The sequence below is a fragment of the Calidifontibacillus oryziterrae genome, from assembly GCF_000331575.1.
GTDB lineage: Bacteria > Bacillota > Bacilli > Bacillales > Bacillaceae_J > Calidifontibacillus_A > Calidifontibacillus_A oryziterrae.
In genome coordinates this window covers 1-18,620 of the sequence record NZ_ANOK01000009.1, presented here as the reverse complement: position 1 = coordinate 18,620, position 18,620 = coordinate 1, and the positions used below count along the sequence as shown (strand labels likewise).

22 protein-coding genes are annotated in these 18,620 nt (G+C 36.1%); 1 reads left to right on the top strand and 21 read right to left on the bottom strand.

The genetic code is table 11. The annotated features are described in order from the left end of the window. Positions 1-95: 95 nt before the first annotated feature. The 12 genes from spoVG to metG all read right to left on the bottom strand — a co-directional run bounded on the left by spoVG (position 96) and on the right by metG (position 10,813). Complete coding sequence (gene spoVG / locus D612_RS0107800; protein WP_017754917.1) at positions 96-389, bottom strand: septation regulator SpoVG; 294 nt, start codon at positions 387-389, stop codon at positions 96-98. Between the two features lie 148 nt (positions 390-537). Then, positions 538-912, bottom strand: a complete 375-nt coding sequence (locus tag D612_RS0107795) for a RidA family protein (RefSeq protein WP_017754916.1) — start codon at positions 910-912, stop codon at positions 538-540. Further along, a complete protein-coding gene (gene purR / locus D612_RS0107790) occupies positions 909-1,766 on the bottom strand; it encodes a pur operon repressor (RefSeq protein ID WP_017754915.1) in 858 nt (285 codons plus the stop codon). The genes D612_RS0107795 and purR overlap by 4 nt, the downstream gene beginning before the upstream one ends. An 82-nt stretch (positions 1,767-1,848) precedes the next feature. Then, complete coding sequence (ispE, locus tag D612_RS0107785) at positions 1,849-2,721, bottom strand: 4-(cytidine 5'-diphospho)-2-C-methyl-D-erythritol kinase (protein ID WP_017754914.1); 873 nt, start codon at positions 2,719-2,721, stop codon at positions 1,849-1,851. 226 nt (positions 2,722-2,947) lie between these two features. Continuing rightward, a complete protein-coding gene (locus D612_RS0107780; protein ID WP_017754913.1) occupies positions 2,948-3,133 on the bottom strand; it encodes a small, acid-soluble spore protein, alpha/beta type in 186 nt (61 codons plus the stop codon). A 452-nt stretch (positions 3,134-3,585) separates the two neighbouring features. Further along, a complete protein-coding gene (veg, locus tag D612_RS0107775) occupies positions 3,586-3,855 on the bottom strand; it encodes a biofilm formation stimulator Veg (protein WP_017754912.1) in 270 nt (89 codons plus the stop codon). 230 nt (positions 3,856-4,085) lie between these two features. Further along, positions 4,086-4,952: a sporulation peptidase YabG gene (gene yabG, locus D612_RS0107770; protein WP_017754911.1), complete on the bottom strand. Its 867-nt coding sequence runs from the start codon at positions 4,950-4,952 to the stop codon at positions 4,086-4,088. A 108-nt stretch (positions 4,953-5,060) separates the two neighbouring features. Beyond that, complete coding sequence (gene rsmA / locus D612_RS0107765) at positions 5,061-5,939, bottom strand: 16S rRNA (adenine(1518)-N(6)/adenine(1519)-N(6))-dimethyltransferase RsmA (protein WP_017754910.1); 879 nt, start codon at positions 5,937-5,939, stop codon at positions 5,061-5,063. Then, the gene (rnmV, locus tag D612_RS0107760; RefSeq protein ID WP_017754909.1) at positions 5,936-6,496 is read right to left on the bottom strand and encodes a ribonuclease M5; all 561 of its coding nucleotides are present in this window, start codon (positions 6,494-6,496) and stop codon (positions 5,936-5,938) included. The genes rsmA and rnmV overlap by 4 nt, the downstream gene beginning before the upstream one ends. Positions 6,497-6,614: 118 nt before the next feature. After that, the gene (locus D612_RS0107755; protein WP_017754908.1) at positions 6,615-7,775 is read right to left on the bottom strand and encodes a G5 and 3D domain-containing protein; all 1,161 of its coding nucleotides are present in this window, start codon (positions 7,773-7,775) and stop codon (positions 6,615-6,617) included. Between the two features lie 255 nt (positions 7,776-8,030). Beyond that, complete coding sequence (locus tag D612_RS0107750; RefSeq protein ID WP_017754907.1) at positions 8,031-8,798, bottom strand: TatD family hydrolase; 768 nt, start codon at positions 8,796-8,798, stop codon at positions 8,031-8,033. A gap of 50 nt (positions 8,799-8,848) precedes the next feature. Further along, the gene (gene metG, locus D612_RS0107745; RefSeq protein WP_017754906.1) at positions 8,849-10,813 is read right to left on the bottom strand and encodes a methionine--tRNA ligase; all 1,965 of its coding nucleotides are present in this window, start codon (positions 10,811-10,813) and stop codon (positions 8,849-8,851) included. Positions 10,814-11,223: 410 nt separating this feature from the next. Between metG and D612_RS0107740 the strand changes: the two genes are divergently transcribed. Next, on the top strand, positions 11,224-11,508 hold the full coding sequence (locus D612_RS0107740) for an AbrB/MazE/SpoVT family DNA-binding domain-containing protein (RefSeq protein WP_017754905.1): 285 nt from the start codon (positions 11,224-11,226) through the stop codon (positions 11,506-11,508). Positions 11,509-11,586: 78 nt separating this feature from the next. On the opposite strand, the gene rsmI is transcribed toward D612_RS0107740, so the two are convergent. From rsmI to D612_RS0107695, 9 genes are all read right to left on the bottom strand, one after another. Beyond that, the gene (rsmI, locus tag D612_RS0107735; RefSeq protein ID WP_017754904.1) at positions 11,587-12,462 is read right to left on the bottom strand and encodes a 16S rRNA (cytidine(1402)-2'-O)-methyltransferase; all 876 of its coding nucleotides are present in this window, start codon (positions 12,460-12,462) and stop codon (positions 11,587-11,589) included. A gap of 65 nt (positions 12,463-12,527) precedes the next feature. Further along, positions 12,528-12,794: a GIY-YIG nuclease family protein gene (locus D612_RS0107730; RefSeq protein WP_026092434.1), complete on the bottom strand. Its 267-nt coding sequence runs from the start codon at positions 12,792-12,794 to the stop codon at positions 12,528-12,530. Next, a complete protein-coding gene (locus D612_RS0107725; RefSeq protein ID WP_026092433.1) occupies positions 12,781-13,521 on the bottom strand; it encodes a tRNA1(Val) (adenine(37)-N6)-methyltransferase in 741 nt (246 codons plus the stop codon). Before D612_RS0107725 ends, D612_RS0107730 begins: the two co-directional genes overlap by 14 nt. Positions 13,522-13,593: 72 nt before the next feature. After that, complete coding sequence (yabA, locus tag D612_RS0107720) at positions 13,594-13,914, bottom strand: DNA replication initiation control protein YabA (RefSeq protein ID WP_407637456.1); 321 nt, start codon at positions 13,912-13,914, stop codon at positions 13,594-13,596. Between the two features lie 65 nt (positions 13,915-13,979). Then, on the bottom strand, positions 13,980-14,795 hold the full coding sequence (locus D612_RS0107715) for a PSP1 domain-containing protein (protein ID WP_017754900.1): 816 nt from the start codon (positions 14,793-14,795) through the stop codon (positions 13,980-13,982). Positions 14,796-14,798: 3 nt separating this feature from the next. Next, positions 14,799-15,788 (bottom strand): DNA polymerase III subunit delta', encoded by a 990-nt coding sequence (gene holB, locus D612_RS0107710; RefSeq protein WP_017754899.1) that lies wholly within the window; start codon positions 15,786-15,788, stop codon positions 14,799-14,801. A gap of 58 nt (positions 15,789-15,846) precedes the next feature. After that, entirely contained in the window at positions 15,847-16,482 is a 636-nt protein-coding gene (tmk, locus tag D612_RS0107705) for a dTMP kinase (RefSeq protein WP_017754898.1), read from the bottom strand. 15 nt (positions 16,483-16,497) lie between these two features. After that, the gene (locus tag D612_RS0107700) at positions 16,498-17,937 is read right to left on the bottom strand and encodes an aminotransferase class I/II-fold pyridoxal phosphate-dependent enzyme (protein ID WP_017754897.1); all 1,440 of its coding nucleotides are present in this window, start codon (positions 17,935-17,937) and stop codon (positions 16,498-16,500) included. Positions 17,938-18,215: 278 nt separating this feature from the next. After that, positions 18,216-18,422, bottom strand: a complete 207-nt coding sequence (locus D612_RS0107695) for a sigma factor G inhibitor Gin (RefSeq protein ID WP_017754896.1) — start codon at positions 18,420-18,422, stop codon at positions 18,216-18,218. Positions 18,423-18,620 lie beyond the last annotated feature (198 nt).

Sequence of the window (18,620 nt, the reverse complement as noted above, 5' to 3'; positions counted from 1 at the left end):
GCATTTCAACATTTCTGAGAAAATGTAATAATTTTAATAGAATATGCAAAAAACCCAACTATAAAATTATAGTTGGGTTTTGTGTTTTTTCAACATTATGAAGCTCCAGCTTCTTCATATTCCACTTCATCAAGCTCACCTAAACGATGATACTCGGCTAAAACTGCATCTTGAATTTTTCCACGAGTTCCAGAATTAATAGGATGAGCTATGTCACGGAATTCTCCATCTGGTGTGCGTTTACTTGGCATTGCGACAAATAAACCATTATTTCCATCTATCACACGAATATCGTGAACGACAAATTCATGATCAAGCGTAATGGAGGCGATCGCTCTCATGCGTCCTTCGGTGTTTACGCGGCGTAATCTTACGTCAGTTACTTCCATCTGTATCACCACCTTTATTAAATAAAAATTTCCTAAATAAAAACATATTACCAATAATTCCACATATTTTTTTTAATTCCTTCTCGTTCGCAAAAAAATTTCAAAAAAAATCCAACGTTTTATGAAAATGTTGGATTTTTGTAATAAATTATTTAACTAAAGCAATTACTTCAATTTCAACTAATACATCCTTTGGTAACCTAGCTACCTCAACACATGATCGGGCTGGTTTATGATTTGCAAAGTATTCCCCATAAACCTCGTTCATTTTTCCAAAATCATTCATATCTTTAATAAAAACTGTTGTTTTAACAACGGAATCTAATGATGCTCCAGCTTCAGCTAGCACCGCCTTTAAATTTGTAAATACTTGGTGTGTTTGCACTTGGACATCCCCAGTTACTAATTCACCATCAGCCTTTAAAGGGATTTGTCCAGAACTATAGAACATATTATTTACGATAATCCCTTGTGAATATGGACCTATTGCCGCTGGTGCCTCGTTTGTATGAATTGCTTTCATCGTATTTCCTCCTCATCTCCAAGTGAAAGTGGCTTCATAAATTGAAAATAGTTCCCCTCTTCCACTTCAATATGCCTCGCTTTAACATTAACCTCTGATAACCGTACCAGTGAAATATATTCATCTACTAATCGATCTTCAATTTCCTTTGATTCCACTAAAACACCAATTCCTGCTACCTTTGCTTTAAATTCCTCAAGCAAATTTACCATACCGTTTATAGTCCCGCCTGCTTTCATGAAATCATCAACAATTAATACATTTGATCCTTCAGCCAAACTTCTTCTTGCTAATACCATATTTTGAATTCTCCCTGTTGAACCAGAAACATAGTTTATACTAACAGTAGAACCTTCCGTTACTTTACTATCATGCCTTACAATGACAACCGGGACATCTAAATAAGCTGCAACTGCATAAGCAATAGGAATTCCTTTTGTAGCAACTGTCATTACAACATCAACCTGGCGGTCTGAAAAAACAGTAGCAAACAAAAGGCCGATTTTTTTTACTAGTCGTGGATTTCCAATAATATCGGTCAAATATAAATAACCACCTGGCAACAAACGCTCCGGTTTTGCTATAAGGTCACACAATTTAGAGATAAATTCATGCGAACCTTCCTCGGAAGCATAGGGGATAAACTTAACTCCACCAGCAGCACCAGCAACTGTATGTAAAGAACCTATACCTTGTTGCTCAAATGTTAACTTTATTATCCCCAAATCTTCACTTATTGATGACTTTGCCGCTCCATATCGATCTGAGAAAAAAGAAAGTGATACTAATACACGAGGGTGGTCTAATAAGTAGCTCGTCATGTCTACTAATCTCCCGCTTCGTCTAATCTTCAATATAGCGCACCTCCCTTAAATCCGAATATTTTATAGATAATATAACACTTTTATACGGATTTAATCAAGAGCCCCTGCTTTTTCAGCTTTCATTTCGATTTCCCAGAATTCTAACAGCGTACACATGATCACAAAATCCTCTTAATCCATTATAAATGCGTTGAAGTCTTGATTGATATTGAACCAGACCATAAACTGTCGGGCCACTGCCACTCATTAAAACTGCATCGGCTCCAAAGTTAATCATTTTGGATTTTATATGATTCACTTCTGGATAAAGTCTTAATGTAACACTTTCAAGAACATTACCAACATTTTCACAAATACTCTTAAAGTCCTGGTTGTTAATTGCCTGAACCATCGCCTCAATATCCGGATGATTGACCTCATCCAATTTCAAATTACGATATATATCTGCTGTCGAAACACCGATTGTCGGCTTTGCTAGTATAACCCAACAAGGGGGTGGCGAAATAATATGTTCAATTTTTTCTCCTCTTCCTGTTGCGATTGCCGTTCCACCATACACACAAAAAGAGACATCCGATCCAATTTCAGCACCAAGACGTGCAAGTTCATCAATTGTAAGATCAAGTCCCCATAATTGATTCAGCCCTCGTAATGTCGCTGCAGCATCACTACTCCCACCTGCTAAACCAGCCGCGACAGGAATTACCTTTGAGATGGAAATTTCTACGCCTTTGTTTACCTCATATCGTTCCTTTAGCAATTTTGCTGCCTGATATGCTAAATTACGCTCATCGTCAGGGACGAATCGATTTTGGGTAACAATCCTTATTTTATTTTCATCAATTGCTCTAAGTTCAATTCTATCGGCCAAATCAATTGTGGTCATCACCATTTTTACTTCGTGGTACCCATCAGCTCTTTTATGTAAAACGTCTAATGACAGATTTATTTTCGCTGGTGCTTTTAATAATATTCGCTTATCCATCTACAATCACCTACTTCAATCAAGATACTTCTGATATTGTATCATAAACATCCATTATAACCATTTTTTATTATAAATAGACAAAAATTTATTGGCAAAACGAACCTAACTTTCTTATACTTTAATCCTTTAACAAAGTTAAACTTTCTTATAGTATAAAAAAGCCGAAGCTTAAAAAACTTCGGCTATCGCAGTTTATTGTGTTTGGACATAGTAGATTTACGTTTTATTGATTCTGCTGCTGGTCTACTAACCCTTTTTGGGCTATTTCAACGGCACGCTTTACCATACTACCCGCTTGTCTTGCGGTTATTCCACCCCAACCTTCAGCTTGAACCGTATCGTAAAACCCTAGTTCCTTTGCGAGTTCATCTTTAAATTGCTGAGACATTAAACCTCTGCGTCTACCCACTATTAATGACCCCTTTCTGAAACTGCGACAATTATAGTATTTGGATAATACGAAGAAGAATATGTATAAGACACGTTTCTTTAATTAGAGAATGTAACACCGATAGGCAAATTAGAAGCGAGAAGGTCGAGGAAGCAAAGGTTCGAGTAACGGAGCGTACAACGTAACGGAGAACCGAAGCTAACAAAGAGATTAGATGTAGATAATTTGCCGAATGGCAAAGAACAAAAGCTATAGGCGCCCTGATTAGCGACGTAAAAATAAGAGCGCATCGACTGGGATAAAGGAAACACGTCGAGGGACGAGTCGATGTTGACTTATCGCAAAAGAGATGAGCTAAGTTTACTAGTCGCTGAGCGCTTGCGCTGGATGACTACTCTCTGTGCTATAGTATTTATCCACAGGATCAAATTTTATAATTTGCTAAACAATTAAAAAGCAGTAAACTTAGTTTACTGCCCGCTTAATGCAATATTCCCTGAATTTTCATCGAAAAAAGTTAATTCCACCGTTTCAGTTAAAATATCTGCATAACTATATGATACGCGTTCAAATGAATTTTCTTGTTGGTCTAATTCAATAATAAATACTGATGGATACGTTTCAGCCAAAACTCCTGAACGCTCAATCGTTTTCCGTCGCCCGCCATTCGCTTTTAATGTTAGACGCTTACCTAGGTTATTATCAAGATTACGTTTAATGTCCAATAAAGTTTTTCCCATTCACTCCACCTCACTAATTTACATTATAACATCCTGATATTATTTAGTCAAATAAAATTAAAATTATATCAGTGAACCATTTTTCCTGTCAATGGGTTTTTTTGCTGCAACTATTATTTTTTTGTGAATATATCATTATTTTGCCTCACTTTTGCAAAAATATGTATAATTCGACGGAATTTGCAGGCCAAATACTAAAAAACCCCTAATGGTTTTACCACTAGAGATAGTTACTCATACTCATATTTGCGATATGGTAATCCGATTCGTAGAAGCCCTTTTGTTTCAATTCCACCCAATCCTTTTTCACCAGTTAAGGTATTTCGAATTACATCCCAGACGTTAATATGGTCCTTGATAGGCGTATAGCTAATTTTTGCTACGATGTATACTGGATCAAGTGCATGAATGTTTATTCTTGTTGGAGAGCTTGCAAAATTAGCGCCTGCCCTTATTAACGACTCAAAATGGGATTGACAAGCTCCAGCAAAAATAACAAGCTGGTCCAAATTTGGAATTTTCTTTCTTGCTTCATTTACAGTCTGTACAAAATATCGAGAATGGCGATATGCTTTTAGATCCGTTTGTCGTCCTTTAGATTTTATATAGGCATCATGTCCGGTTACAACTAAAATATCCGGCCTCAATTGTTCAATAAACTTTCCTACCTTATCCGGCATTTCCTTCTCATCTAAATGAACGCCAAAAAAAGGAACGCCAAGTCTTTCATATAATGCTTTACACTTTTGTAAATAAACAGGATCACCGTCTAAATGCAAAACACGACCTGGCATTTGAAAATACGTTTCACTTTCAGCATAACCATTTGAAGCATTATATTCACTTCGCTGCCGAATTAGATTATAATCTTGGCGAAATAGCCGATATGATTGATCCTGTTTTTCCTTTTCTTTTTTTTGCCTATCCTTATATTCCTTATCATCAATTTCGACCAAATCTGATAATGGTGCGTCAGCTATTAGGCGGACGTCTTCGCCAAATAAGGTTGCTAATTGATCGTTAATTTCGATAACACGAAAAAGTAAATCATGATTATAAGATATTCTTGTAACCATATCGCCAACTTTGATACCCATTTTCCCCTCCTGTCCGAGCGTTACTATACGCTACCCACTTCTTTCTCCTTTCCATTAATAACCTATTCCTTTTATAACCTATGATTAAAAGGGGGAAATGGTCTCTAATTACTCTGAGATTATTTTGTAGAAATGATCACTTAAAACAGCAAATTCTTGAATAGCAAGCGTTTCTCCGCGTCTCTTTGGATCAATTTGGGCATATACAAGCACTTCTTCAACTTGTTTTTTTTCAAGCTGTCCATTAAAAAAGCTAGCCAAATTATTAAATATCGTCTTTCTTCTTTGGGCAAAGCTTGCGCGAACGACTTCAAAGAAAAACTCTTCATTGACTACTTCAACTGGTGGTTTCTCTCTTCTTGTTAAACGAATAACTGCAGAATCTACATTTGGTTGTGGCATAAAAACAGTTTTCGGAACAATCATTACAGTTTTTGCATTTGTATAATATTGAATCGCAATTGACAAAGAACCATAATCCTTAGTTCCTGGTGATGCAGAAATCCGGTCTGCCACCTCCTTTTGCAGCATGACAACCATGCCGCGTATTGGTAAGCGCTCCGATAGTAGCTTCATAATAATAGGCGTTGTTACATAATACGGAAGATTTGCAACAACCATTAGATCTTGATCGGCTTCAAATTCGGATTTAATTACTTCACTTACATTAACCTTTAGCACATCATTATGGATTACCTTAACATGTGGATATGGATTGAGCGTCTCTTTTAAAATTGGTAATAACCGCCCATCAATTTCAAACGCAACAACTTTCTTCGCTCGTTTCGCTAACTGTTCCGTTAAAGCGCCAATACCTGGCCCAATTTCAATTGCTCCACTATTTTCCGTTAGTTCCGCAAAATCGACGATCCGATTTAATATATTCAAATCAATTAAAAAATTTTGTCCAAGACTTTTTTTAAAAGAAAAGCCGTGCTTTTCTAATATCGCTTTTGTACGCAGCGGAGTTGCAATATCCTTTATCATTCTTTCTCCTCCTGTAACACTTGAAGTACCGCCTGTAAGAAGGTTGATTTTTTTATTTGAAACATATTTAGACGCTTATGCAATTGTTTCCCATTTGTATAACCGATTCTTAATATCACACCCAACTTCTCTCTCCGTTCCTTTGAACGCGCATCCCCAATTAGACCCGCCTCTAATAAATCTTCTTTTGCAATTTCCTCAGAAATATCTATCGTTTCTTGCTGAACAGCTCTTAAAGCCTGCCTAATCGCCTCAATCGACGCATGCTCAACCCCTAGACCTTTCCCCTTTTTAGCTATCGCTTCTTGTCTCGGTAAAAACGCATGCTTACAGCCTGGAACTCGCTCGGAAATAATTTTTCTAATTCTTTCTCCTGGATAATCAGGATCCGTAAAAATAATGACCCCTCGCTGCTCCTGTGCGAGTCGTATTTGTTCAATTGTAGTCTCATTAATGACTGACCCATTTGTTTCAATTGTATCAGCATCAATCGCTTGTTTTACACGGACTGTATCATCTTTACCTTCAACAACAATAATTTCTTTCAATTTTTGCATATTTTCCTCCAATGGTGAAACTTTTCACCAAAATATATCGTCTTCTATATAAAACAGTATAAGCTAAATTATTTCAAATAAAAAACACAGAGGACAATATCCCCTGTGTATACGTATCCTATTCTAAAATTTTTATTAAAACTTTTTTACGTCCCCATTGGTCGACTGTAGCTTTATCTGGAATAAATACATCAATCTTATTGCCTTTAATTGCACCACCGGTGTCTGCTGCTATAGCTTCACCATAACCCTCTACCCATACCTTTGTTCCTAACGGAATGACTCTTGGGTCGACAGCAATTACCTTTTGGTCCGGATTTTTTCTTAAGTTTATACCTGTAGAAGTAATACCAGAACAGCCCTTACAATATGCTGTATATGCGGTTGCACTTACATAAAATTCTTTCACTGACGGCCCGTCATAGCCACGGGCTGGTTGCATTTTTATAGGTTTTGTTCCAATCGCTACAATGCGGTCTTTGCTATCCTTTACTTTTTCCTTCTTTATAACTTTCCTTGAGACCTCTTTCCCGTTTTCGAGAACTACTTCAAAGTACTGTTTTTCTAATCCTTCTTCACCTTTAGCTATTACTTTTTCTGCTCCGGATGATAATGAAGCATCCTTTTTCGTTACTACTGCATAATCAACTGGCACTTCCACCACATCGGTGACCTTTTCTACGCGTATTACATTCACAACCATGTTTTCTGTAACTTGAGTATCAGCTTTTGGCTCAACGCGATCAAGTTCATTAAGCTTAATTTCTTGTTGCTTCAAAAGGTCAGCGACAGTAGTCGAAGTCGTCCAAACTTGCTTTTCTTCATCTGAATCCTTCAATGTAATCGGAAAAGCTGTCTCCACAATTATTTCTGTGTCTTGATTAAGCTTTGTATCTTTGCTTGGAGTTATAATATCGTGTTCATTTAGGACATAATTTTGTTCCCTAATAAATTCTTCTACCGTTTTAGCAGTAGTCCATACTATAGTTTTATCACCCTTCACAACAAATCTAACTGGTTGTGCGGGGTCCCAAGTAACCTTTACTACATCTCTTAATTCGGTATCAGGCGGCGGTGTAACCTTATCCTCCTCCAGTACTTCTAATTTTAGCTCCACTAACAATTCTTTTACTGTTTTAGCGTGGGTTCGAATTATTTCCTCTTTCCCATCCAAGACAACCGTGACAGGCTGTTTAGTCCCTTCATATGCAAGTATTCCCAGTAATAACACTGCTAGAATACTAGATATGGCGACTATTACTTTCTTAGATTTAAGCATTATGTATGCCTCCTTCTTCACGGAGTGAATTATATAAAAGCATTCACTAGTTGTCAACTATAATTTACCTCTGTTCTTATAATTTACCATCCGCGAATATCTTGACAAACCTCTTGGTTTCAAATTATAAGGCCAATCCACCTTATAAATCCACATTTACTTCTCGACATCTTCGCTACGAATCTTGTAGTTCTATGTAATTAGTAAGAAAAAGGCTAAAAAAGGAAGAGAGCAACCCTCTCTTCCTTCGACAAATTATGAAATTCTAAATAATCTTTTTGCGTTTTCAGATGTTTTTTTCGCTAATTCTTCATAAGTAATTCCCTTTAATTCCGCAATCTGTTGTGCAACTAATTTAACAAATGCAGGTTCATTGCGCTTTCCTCTATAGGGGTGAGGGGTTAAGTATGGACAGTCTGTTTCAATTAATAGCTTTTCTAACGGAACCTCTATCGCAACTTCTTTTGGCTTTTTAGCATTTTTAAAAGTAACCGGACCGCCAAATGATATATAGAAATTCATATCGATACACTCTTTTGCAGTTTCAACGCTTCCGCTAAAGCAGTGCATGATCCCACCCACCTCGTGGGCACCTTCTTCTTTTAAAATTTCTACAATATCTTGTGTAGCATCGCGATTATGAATAATAATAGGAAGCTTTACTTTTTTTGCAAGTTGAATTTGCTTTCGAAACACATCCTTTTGAACATCCTTCGGTGATTTATCCCAATGATAATCTAATCCCATTTCACCAAGAGCCACAACCTTTGGGTGTTCGGCTAGTTTCTCAAGCCAAACAAGATCCTCGGCAGTCATATCGATTGCATCGACCGGATGCCAGCCAACTGCTGCATAGATAAAATCGTATTGTTCAGCAATTCTAATTGCACCGTTGATTGTTTCCTGATCAAAACCGACGCATACCATAGTTGACACGCCTTCAGTTTTAGCTCGCTTGATTACTTCCTCTTCATCCTCAGCATATTGTCTTGCATTAAGATGAACATGAGTATCAAATAGCATCCTTTATCTTCCTTCTTTATAATAGTATTTTTTTGTGTTTTTAAACGGATTTACTTTATTTTTGTTCCATTTGGTATCGTTCCATCAATGGATGCAAGCTTTAGCCTACCATCCTCTTTTCCAGCCAGAATCATCCCTTGTGATAATTCACCACGTAACTTGACTGGTTTTAAATTTGTAACACAAATAACCTTTTTCCCAACAAGTTCTTCAGGAGTATAATATTCGGCAATTCCAGAGACTACCTGCCGTTTTTCAAAGCCTAAGTCTAACTGTAGCTTTAATAGCTTGTCCGCTTTTTTTATAGCTTCAGCTTTAATCACCTGAGCAACGCGTAAATCAACCTTCATGAAGTCATCAATTGTAATTTCTTCAACTTCTTCTTTGATAATATCTTTATCACCCTGTTTTGCTTCCTTTTGCCCGACTGGAGCTTGCATATCCTGTTTTATAGTCTCCACTTCTTTTTCAACTTCAAGACGCGGGAATATTGGTTCACCCTTTTGCACCATTGTACCACTTGGGATTAATCCATATTGATACAAACTATCCCAATTTGTAATAGCTGCAATATCTTGAATACCTAGCTGCTCCCAAATTCTTTTCGGTGCTCTCGTTACAAAAGGCTGTAGCATAATTGAAATATGGCGTAAAGACTCTGCCAAATGGTACATAACAGATGCCAGTTGTGGCTTATTGTCTTCATCCTTTGCAAGCGCCCATGGCTGAGTTTCATCAATATATTTATTTGTTCGACTTACAAGTTGCCAGATCGCGGTTAATGCAACGGAAAACTCCATTTTTTCCATTGCATTTTCTACTTTTTGGACAGTCTCTTTTGCAATTACTTCTAGCGCTTCATCAAACTCCGTTACTTTTCCATTGTATTCTGGGATTTTGCCACCAAAATATTTAATAATCATCGCTACGGTACGATTTAATAAGTTTCCTAAATCATTTGCTAAATCAAAATTAATTCGTTCTACAAAGCCTTCTGGTGTGAAAACACCATCTGACCCAAATGGAACTTCACGTAATAAATAGTAACGTAATGCATCTAAGCCGTACCGGTCAATTAATGTAACAGGATCGATGACATTCCCTTTTGATTTTGACATTTTTCCATCCTTCATTAAAAGCCAGCCATGCGCAAATACTTTTTTAGGAAGTGGTACATCTAATGCCATTAACATAATTGGCCAATAAATTGTATGGAAGCGAACAATTTCTTTACCGACTAAGTGAACATCTGCCGGCCAATAAGTTTGATACTTTTTATCAACGTCTGTTCCATATCCTAAAGCGGTGATGTAATTTGACAGTGCATCAATCCACACATAAATCACATGCTTTGGATCTCCTGGTACTTTTATTCCCCAATCAAATGTAGTCCTTGAAACGGCCAAATCCTCTAAGCCCGGCTTTATAAAGTTATTAATCATCTCATTTTTTCGAGATTCCGGCTGGATAAACTCAGGATTTTCTTCATAGTATTGAAGCAAGCGATCAACATATTTACTCATTTTAAAAAAGTATGATTCTTCCTTTACTGTTTCAACTGCACGACCACAATCAGGACAATTTCCATCTACTAATTGTCTTTCGGTAAAAAACGATTCGCAAGGTGTACAATATGAACCTTCATATTGGTCTAAATAAATATCACCTTTCTCAACTAACCTTGAAAAAATGCTTTCAACTATTTTTTTATGTCGATCTTCTGTTGTCCTTATAAAATCATCGTAGGTAATATCCAATTTTTTCCACAGACTTTGTATTCCACTAACGATACCGTCAACAAATGCTTGAGGACTTACCCCTTTTTCTTCAGCCTTTTTTTGTATTTTTTGACCATGTTCATCAGTACCTGTTAAATACATAACATCAAAGCCGCGAAGTCGCTTGTATCGTGCCATCGCATCGCCAGCTACAGTTGTATATGCATGTCCAATATGTAATTTGTCACTTGGATAATAAATAGGTGTTGTAATATAAAATGTCTTTTTATCAGTCATTTTAATTGCCCCCTTTAGTTTCAGACTTAAAACGTCCCTTTTATACTATCACCAAAATATACTAATCCCAAGTAAGGATGTCAAGACTATCAATACTAAACGATAAATTTGTCGACTTATATTGTTGAAATTTGTCGATTTTAGCTTATAATGAAACTAACCATACTTCCATTATCAGTAAAAATATGTAAGAAAATGATATTAAATATTCTTATAGTGATAATTATAAACCTTAATATATCAACGGTTTTAGTGGTTATTAATATACATTTTTTTATAATTCCTACACATTTTTACAAAAAATAAATTGACTGCTTTTGGATGTATTGATATAGTAGAGACAGGAGAAATTTGTCGAAAGTTGGCGAATTATTATATAAAGAAATTGATTACACGAGGGGAGAATTAATATGAAATCTACAGGTATTGTTCGTAAGGTTGATGAATTAGGGCGTGTGGTAATTCCAATAGAATTACGTCGTACATTAGGAATTGCTGAGAAAGATGCTTTGGAAATCTATGTTGATGATGACCGTATCGTTTTGAAGAAGTACAAGCCTAACATGACTTGTAGTGTAACTGGCGAAGTATCTGATGATAATTTCACACTTGCAAACGGTAAAATCGTTTTAAGTCGTGAAGGCGCAGAAACTTTATTAAAACAGATCCAAGAGCATCTATCTGTAGCTAAATAAACTATTTTAATATATAGGTGGCCGATTATTCATCGACCACCTTTTTGTTTGTTTGAATAAAGGTCTATCTTTTAGCAACTATTCTTCTATATGAAACGCCTGATAAACCTCTCTTTTTGCTAATCTCCGTTCTTCTGCTACTTTTTTGATTGCATCCTTAGAGTGTAAATGTTCCTTGTCAATATAGTATTGAACGTGGTCTTTTAGCTGCATGGATTCCCACCAAGCTTTATCAACTATTCCGTTGTTTCCCGAATCACCTTCAATAATAATACAAAATTCCCCTCTTACGACATTTTGTTCTGCCCACATTACAAGTTCATTCAACGTACCTCTTATGTACTCTTCAAACTTTTTTGTTAACTCTCTAGAAATTGCTGCCTTTCGATCTCCTAAAACCTGGGCAATTGCTGCTAGTGTTTCTTTTAAACGATGTGGCGCTTCATAAAAAATGATCGAGGCTTTTAACCCCTTTACTTTTTCCAGTTCAGCAATCCGGTCTTTTTTCCCTCTTGGCAAAAACCCATAAAAATAAAAATGGTCTGTTGGTAACCCCGATGCAATTAACGCCGTAAGTGCTGCATTTGCGCCCGGTAATGAAATAACTGTAATATCCGCTGTTAGTGCTGCAATTACTAAGTCATAGCCAGGATCAGAAATTGCCGGCATACCAGCATCGCTAACTAATGCAACAGTCATCCCTTCTTTTATTTCCTCTAACAGTCGGGCACCGCTCTCACGTTTATTATGTTCATGGTAACTGACGATCGGTGTTGAAATTACAAAGTGATTCAGAAGCTTCACAGTTTGTCTCGTATCTTCAGCGGCAATAAGATCCGCTTCCTTTAAAATACGAATGGCTCTATAAGTCATATCTTCTAGATTCCCTATAGGTGTTGGTACTAAGTATAGAATGCCTTTACCGCTAGAGCTAAAACTTTTTTGTTGCTTCATAATTATTCCTCCATTAATAGTACTTCAACATACTTTATGATGAAGCGATTGAAAAGCAGTGGTTGTTACGTAACGCTTATTTTCTTATTAATATAGGCTTCTTTTTGCTCTCTCGTTAATTGTTTTATCCGATATTCAGCATGCATCGCCTCAGTTTTTGTGTCATACTCCTGCGAGAAAATTAATTGTACAGGTGTTCGCCCTCTTGTATATTTTGCACCTTTTCCCGCTTGATGCTTGTTTAGTCTTTTTTCAAGGTCATTTGTATATCCTGTATAATATGTGCCATCATTACACCTTAATATATACACATAATGCTTACCGTTTCCCATATAAGATTTCATACATCTCCTCAGTGTATTCGTTATTTTCCTTATACACGTATAAGGGGGGTAAAATTTTTAAATCTGCTTTCCCATACTTTGTTCCCTCTATTAATAACGTGTTTGCTTCCTTTCCTACCTTTGGATAAACAAATCGAAGTCGTTTCGGCTCAAGCTTATAATGCCGCATTAAAGTCAAAATATCTAATAGCCTGCCAGGACGGTGTACAAATGCTACTTTTCCGCCATGTCGTACTAGTTGACTTGAGACGCGAATAACGTCCTCCAACGTACACATTATTTCATGCCGAGCAATAGCCAAATGCAGATTTTCATTGAATTCATTTTCACTAGGAGTCGGAAAATATGGCGGATTACACGTGACTACATCATAGCGGCTATGCCCTAAACGCTGCGGCATATCCTTTAAATCTCCATGAATTACAGACAGACGATGTTCTAAATTATTAAATTTAATACTTCGTAAAGCCATATCAAATATACGTTCTTGTATTTCTACACCCGTTATCGACCCTTTTGTACGTTTACTTAATAATAACGGAATAACGGCGTTTCCTGTACATAAATCCAACAGATCCCCTTTTTGAATTGGGACATATACAAAGTTTGCCAATAAAACAGCATCTAAAGAAAAATTAAACACTTCCGAACTTTGAATAATCTTCATCCGCTCATCTAATAAGTAATCTAACCGCTCGCCTTCCTTTAATTCAATCATTTAAAACAACCTTCCTTAACTAAATATATTAAAAAGGGGCTGTCCAAAAAAAAGACAGTCCCGCTATCATTACTTTTTATTTAAAAATGATAGGCAAAATAAGCAATCGCCCTCAGTTCGTAAGCTTCCATAATGAACATTACAAATATGGAATCCTTCTTGATAAAGACGGGCAAGATTATCATAACCCTCACCAACGTCTAATGATGATTTCTCTTTTTTATTAGTACTAGAAGAATTGCCATCTCCTTCAGGCTCCTCATCTATTCCTAAACGCTGTCTAAGATGATGATTTTCCATCTTTAAATTATGATTTTCCTCTAGCAAATCAGCCAAATGAGCTTTAAATTCACCTAACTGCTTGTATAATTGACCGATTTGCTCCTCCATATGGATCGCATGATCAAATAATTGTTTTTTGTCCACTCCGATTCCACCTCTATTACTTTGTGGGCTTAAAACGAAACAGTACCTTCTTCGATTAGTTCATTAATTGTATATTCAATTACACGTTCAATTTCTGGTAGCTCTACTTGAATAAGGCCCTCCAAAATATTGAGTCCGACTACTACGCCTTTTCCTTGTGGTGTTATAATTTCTTCACCCAAGTCCGGAAGCCTTTCCTTTATTGCTTCATAGTCATCATTTTCATATTTTAAGCAACACATTAACCGACCACATAAACCAGATATTTTCGCTGGATTAAGTGATAGATTTTGATCCTTCGCCATTTTAATTGAAACAGGATCAAAGTCACCTAAAAATGTTGAACAACAAAGCATTCTTCCGCAAGGTCCAATACCACCTAGCATCTTCGCTTCGTCACGTACTCCTATTTGCCTTAGCTCAATTCTTGTTCGAAAAATTGCAGCTAAGTCTTTAACAAGTTCTCGAAAATCAACACGGCCATCAGCTGTAAAGTAGAAAATTATTTTGTTTCGATCAAACGTATACTCAACATCGACAAGCTTCATATCAAGGCCATGCTCAATTACCTTCTCATTACAGAGCTCATATGCTTGTTTTGCCTCTTTTCTATTTTCTTCAACATTTACTATATCATTTTCATCTGCTAGTCGAAGTACTTTTTTCAACGGAAGAACTATATCATTTTCATCTACCTTCTTAGAGCTAATAACAACCTTGCCAAACTCAACTCCACGGACGGTTTCTACAATGACATATGTTCCTTCGCTAATCTTAAAATCACCTGGATCAAAATAATATATTTTACCCGCTTTTTTAAAGCGAACTCCTACTACCTCATACAAACGTTATCCCTCCTGCAGCTTGAGAACTAGCTGCTCCATCAATAATTGTGGATTTACATTGGCATCTAACCTTTTTTTAGCTTCTAAAATTATGGTTAACTGGTCTGCAATTCTTTTTTGTGAAAATCGCATAGCCTGTACCTCAAGTAAATCCTTTTGATCTATAAAAATAAGATTATTCTGTTCACCTATTTGGATATATAAAAGATCTTTATGCCATAATAATAATAAGTCAAGACCTACGTTCAGCTGTTCCTTCTCGATAAAATGTGGTAGCCAATGTTCATGTAAAAACAAAAGTGCATGGTGACTTCTATTTACGAGAACCTCATTTAATTGTATCACTATATTTCGGGCTTGTGCAAACCAATCGTCTGAAATAATAGCAAGTGCATCATTTATATTATTGGTAAGAGAGGCAACAATTTTCGCTAATACTGTCGGAGCATTTTTTTCTAGCAATTCTTGAAAAAGCAATTCTGGTGTTAACGGCCGAAAATTTAAGATTTGACATCTTGATAATATTGTTGGAAGCATTTTTTGAACTTGTTCTGTTAACAGCATTGCAATTGTACGACCATTTGGTTCCTCTAAAAATTTAAGCAAACTATTAGCTGCCTGTACGGTCATCTTATCGGCATGCTCGATAATATATATTTTCCCTTTTGCCTCTACACTTTTCTTTGCAAACTCCCTTTGCAAGTCTTTTATCTGTTCTTTTTTTAATGATAATCCATCAGGTGTTAATAGTAATACATCTGGATGATTACCTGATTCAATTCTCTTACATTCAATACAACTGTTACAAGGCTCAACTCCGATACGTTTAGTACAAAAGTAGCTTTTGGCTAGCTGAATACTAACCTCTTTTTTACCTGTACCTCGGCCACCTTCAAATATATATGCATGGGCAATCCGATTCTTTGCAATACTGTTCGTTAACATTCTAACAGCATTGGGTTGCTTATTTTTCAATTCTCCCCACGTATACACTGGAAACTCTCACCCCTTACTACATATATTACAAGCGACACAAAACATTACCTCATTATCATTTAGTATGTAATCTCAAGTTTATTATTGATTTAGTATCTTCAAAAACTCTATTTTCTGGTTGCTCGGCATTTACTCTCACAATCCGATCTGAGAAACGTTCTTCAAGTAGCTTATATCCTTCCGAAACTTTATGATGAAAATCAAGTGTTTCAAGATCTAATCTATTAATTTCACGGTCCTTATTTTTATTTATTCGCTCTAATCCTATTTCCGGTCTTACATCAAAATAAATGGTTAAATGAGGCATATAATGGCCAATTGCGAATTTATTAATAGCTAAGACCTCCTCAAGCCCTAAATTCCTTGCATATCCCTGATAAGCAAGACTACTATCAATAAAACGGTCACATAGCACAACTTGGCCTTGTTCCAAAGCTGGAATAATTTTCTCAACCAGATGCTGTCGTCTTGCAGCAGCATACAGTAACGCCTCTGTTCGGCCATCCATCATCGTGTTCTTTTTATCTAAAATAATACCTCTTATTTGTTCAGCAATCTCTATCCCACCAGGTTCTCTTGTTAAAATAACGTCCCTCCCTGTTTGTATTAAATATTCTTTAATTCGTTTTGCAATTGTAGATTTCCCGGCTCCTTCTGGACCCTCCAACGATATAAAGTATCCGTTTTTCACAATTGTTAGTCTCCTTTAGTTAAAAATATCTATTCCCTTGTCCCAAAGCTCAGGATTGTTTTGAAAATATGCTCCCGATTCCTTTAATGTTAATAGCATATTGATATGATTGTTGGTAATTGTCTCTCCAGGTAAAATAACAGGTATGCCAGGTGGATAAGGAATTACAGAACTGGCTGCTATTTCTCCGACAGCATTACGTAAAGGTATTTTACAAGTTTTACGTTTCCTCATTTCCTCGTATGTAATAGCCAAAGTAAAAATGCTAGGAGTACTTTGATCAACTTTTTGTTTATCTCTTATCTCTGTAGGAACATGTTTTATTGCCCTTTCAACTTTGGCAACAATAGTTGAATAATCCTCTACTTCCGATAGAGGACAAACAAATAGCACATTCCAAGGATCAGCTAATTCAGTATAAATATGTTCTTTTTCAAAAGCTTCTTGTATTTCATAACCAGTAAGAGCACAGTTGGATTGAACTATTATTTTAAGTATATCTGCTTGATAAAGATCACTTTTTTGAGCAATTAAATTAATTTGAGGTAGTCTTGCTAGACTTTCACGAAAATTTTCGATTGAGTCAATGATTTCTTCTTTATCTTTATTAGAAATATGAGCTAAATAATACCTTGCCAAATCTAATGAAGCCATGATTGGATAAGAGGGACTACTTGACTGCACAACCTGCAAATAATATTCTACCTTACCAATATCAATTCGCGAACTATTAAAATGGAGATACGAACCCATTGTCATTGCAGGGAGTGTTTTATGAGCAGATTGAACTACAATATCAGCGCCTAAGGTCACTGCTGTTGTAGGAAAAGGTTTCCCTAATATAAAATGTGCTCCATGCGCTTCATCTACTAACACTAGTAAACCTGCAGAATTTGCAAGTTTAATGATTTCATTTAAATTATGACTGACCATGCCATAATAATTAGGTGTTGTTAAAATTAACGCCTTTGCTTCGGGATAATCCTTTATGGCTTGTTTTACAGTTTCATATGAGATATTTGTTGCAATTTGACTTTCATAGTCAAATTCAGGACTTAAAAAGACAGGTCTTACATTAGCCAATTGTAAGGAATTCATAATTGATTTATGGCTATTCCTTTGAACTAACACAACATCATGAGGATTACAGGTTGCAAGAATCATAGCTAAATTCCCAGCTGTAGAGCCACCTACCAAAAAGTAACTCTTCTTTACTTTATAAAGATCTGCTGTTAAATGTTGAGCTTCTTTTATAATGCTAGTAGGTGAATGTAAATCGTCTAGGCCATTAAGCTCAGTTAAATCAATTCTCAATAAATCATTAAAAGAAACCGTTCCGAAATCAACTGATTTGAACATAGCACCATTTTTATGTCCAGGAACATGAAATGAAATCGGATCACTATTTTTATGATTTAATAACCCTTGGTATAACGGAACAGTATTTTGGTTCATTTTGTTTCCTCATTCCTATGTTCATTACTATATCATTTTAAAGGAAATAATACCTTCTAACAATACAGAAAACTCGCCGAATGACGAGCCACAAAGGCTAAGGAAGAGACATAGCGAACTTATACTTGATTCCAAAAATTTCTACTACATCGAGAAACATCCTCGCTACAATTTTATGCGTTTTTAACGAACGAAAAAGCAGACTCCAATATTTTGAACTACACCTTCACTGGTTTATAAAACTAATGAAGAAGCAGTTCGAGATTTGAAATCTGCTTTTAATTCACTTTACTTATCGGATGGGTAACTTTTCGAAGCTGATACAAAAAATGCTTATATTTGTCATCATCGGCTTCAGTATTAATGATCTCCTTTTCACATTCACAACAAATAAAACTAGTATATAAATGAATACCTTTTATTTTGCTTTTTTCACAAATAACACACGTTTCCCCCAATGAATCTATCATACCATATGAGTCCATCTAGTCCACCTCCACAGCTACAGTATTACCACCCAATTAAAAATATATACATAATTCAAAATAGGCGAAATACTCACTAAAAACTGTATGTATTAATATTGTATGAAGGCATTTCATTAATGTGTCTGTCTAGCAGCAAAAAGACCAATTCCCATTATTTCCCGGGGTCAGGCTCCTAGGTGGCACCCTCTATGGACA

What these genes read in the sequence shown, in the direction of transcription:
- spoVG (WP_017754917.1), bottom strand. Translation starts at nt 389, where the DNA reads ATGGAAGTAACTGACGTAAGATTACGCCGCGTAAACACCGAAGGACGC.
- D612_RS0107795 (WP_017754916.1), bottom strand. Translation starts at nt 912, where the DNA reads ATGAAAGCAATTCATACAAACGAGGCACCAGCGGCAATAGGTCCATAT.
- ispE (WP_017754914.1), bottom strand. Translation starts at nt 2,721, where the DNA reads ATGGATAAGCGAATATTATTAAAAGCACCAGCGAAAATAAATCTGTCA.
- veg (WP_017754912.1), bottom strand. Translation starts at nt 3,855, where the DNA reads ATGGGAAAAACTTTATTGGACATTAAACGTAATCTTGATAATAACCTA.
- yabG (WP_017754911.1), bottom strand. Translation starts at nt 4,952, where the DNA reads ATGGGTATCAAAGTTGGCGATATGGTTACAAGAATATCTTATAATCAT.
- rsmA (WP_017754910.1), bottom strand. Translation starts at nt 5,939, where the DNA reads ATGATAAAGGATATTGCAACTCCGCTGCGTACAAAAGCGATATTAGAA.
- rnmV (WP_017754909.1), bottom strand. Translation starts at nt 6,496, where the DNA reads ATGCAAAAATTGAAAGAAATTATTGTTGTTGAAGGTAAAGATGATACA.
- D612_RS0107755 (WP_017754908.1), bottom strand. Translation starts at nt 7,775, where the DNA reads ATGCTTAAATCTAAGAAAGTAATAGTCGCCATATCTAGTATTCTAGCA.
- D612_RS0107750 (WP_017754907.1), bottom strand. Translation starts at nt 8,798, where the DNA reads ATGCTATTTGATACTCATGTTCATCTTAATGCAAGACAATATGCTGAG.
- metG (WP_017754906.1), bottom strand. Translation starts at nt 10,813, where the DNA reads ATGACTGATAAAAAGACATTTTATATTACAACACCTATTTATTATCCA.
- D612_RS0107740 (WP_017754905.1), top strand. Translation starts at nt 11,224, where the DNA reads ATGAAATCTACAGGTATTGTTCGTAAGGTTGATGAATTAGGGCGTGTG.
- rsmI (WP_017754904.1), bottom strand. Translation starts at nt 12,462, where the DNA reads ATGAAGCAACAAAAAAGTTTTAGCTCTAGCGGTAAAGGCATTCTATAC.
- D612_RS0107730 (WP_026092434.1), bottom strand. Translation starts at nt 12,794, where the DNA reads ATGGGAAACGGTAAGCATTATGTGTATATATTAAGGTGTAATGATGGC.
- yabA (WP_407637456.1), bottom strand. Translation starts at nt 13,914, where the DNA reads ATGGAGGAGCAAATCGGTCAATTATACAAGCAGTTAGGTGAATTTAAA.
- D612_RS0107700 (WP_017754897.1), bottom strand. Translation starts at nt 17,937, where the DNA reads ATGAACCAAAATACTGTTCCGTTATACCAAGGGTTATTAAATCATAAA.
- D612_RS0107695 (WP_017754896.1), bottom strand. Translation starts at nt 18,422, where the DNA reads ATGGACTCATATGGTATGATAGATTCATTGGGGGAAACGTGTGTTATT.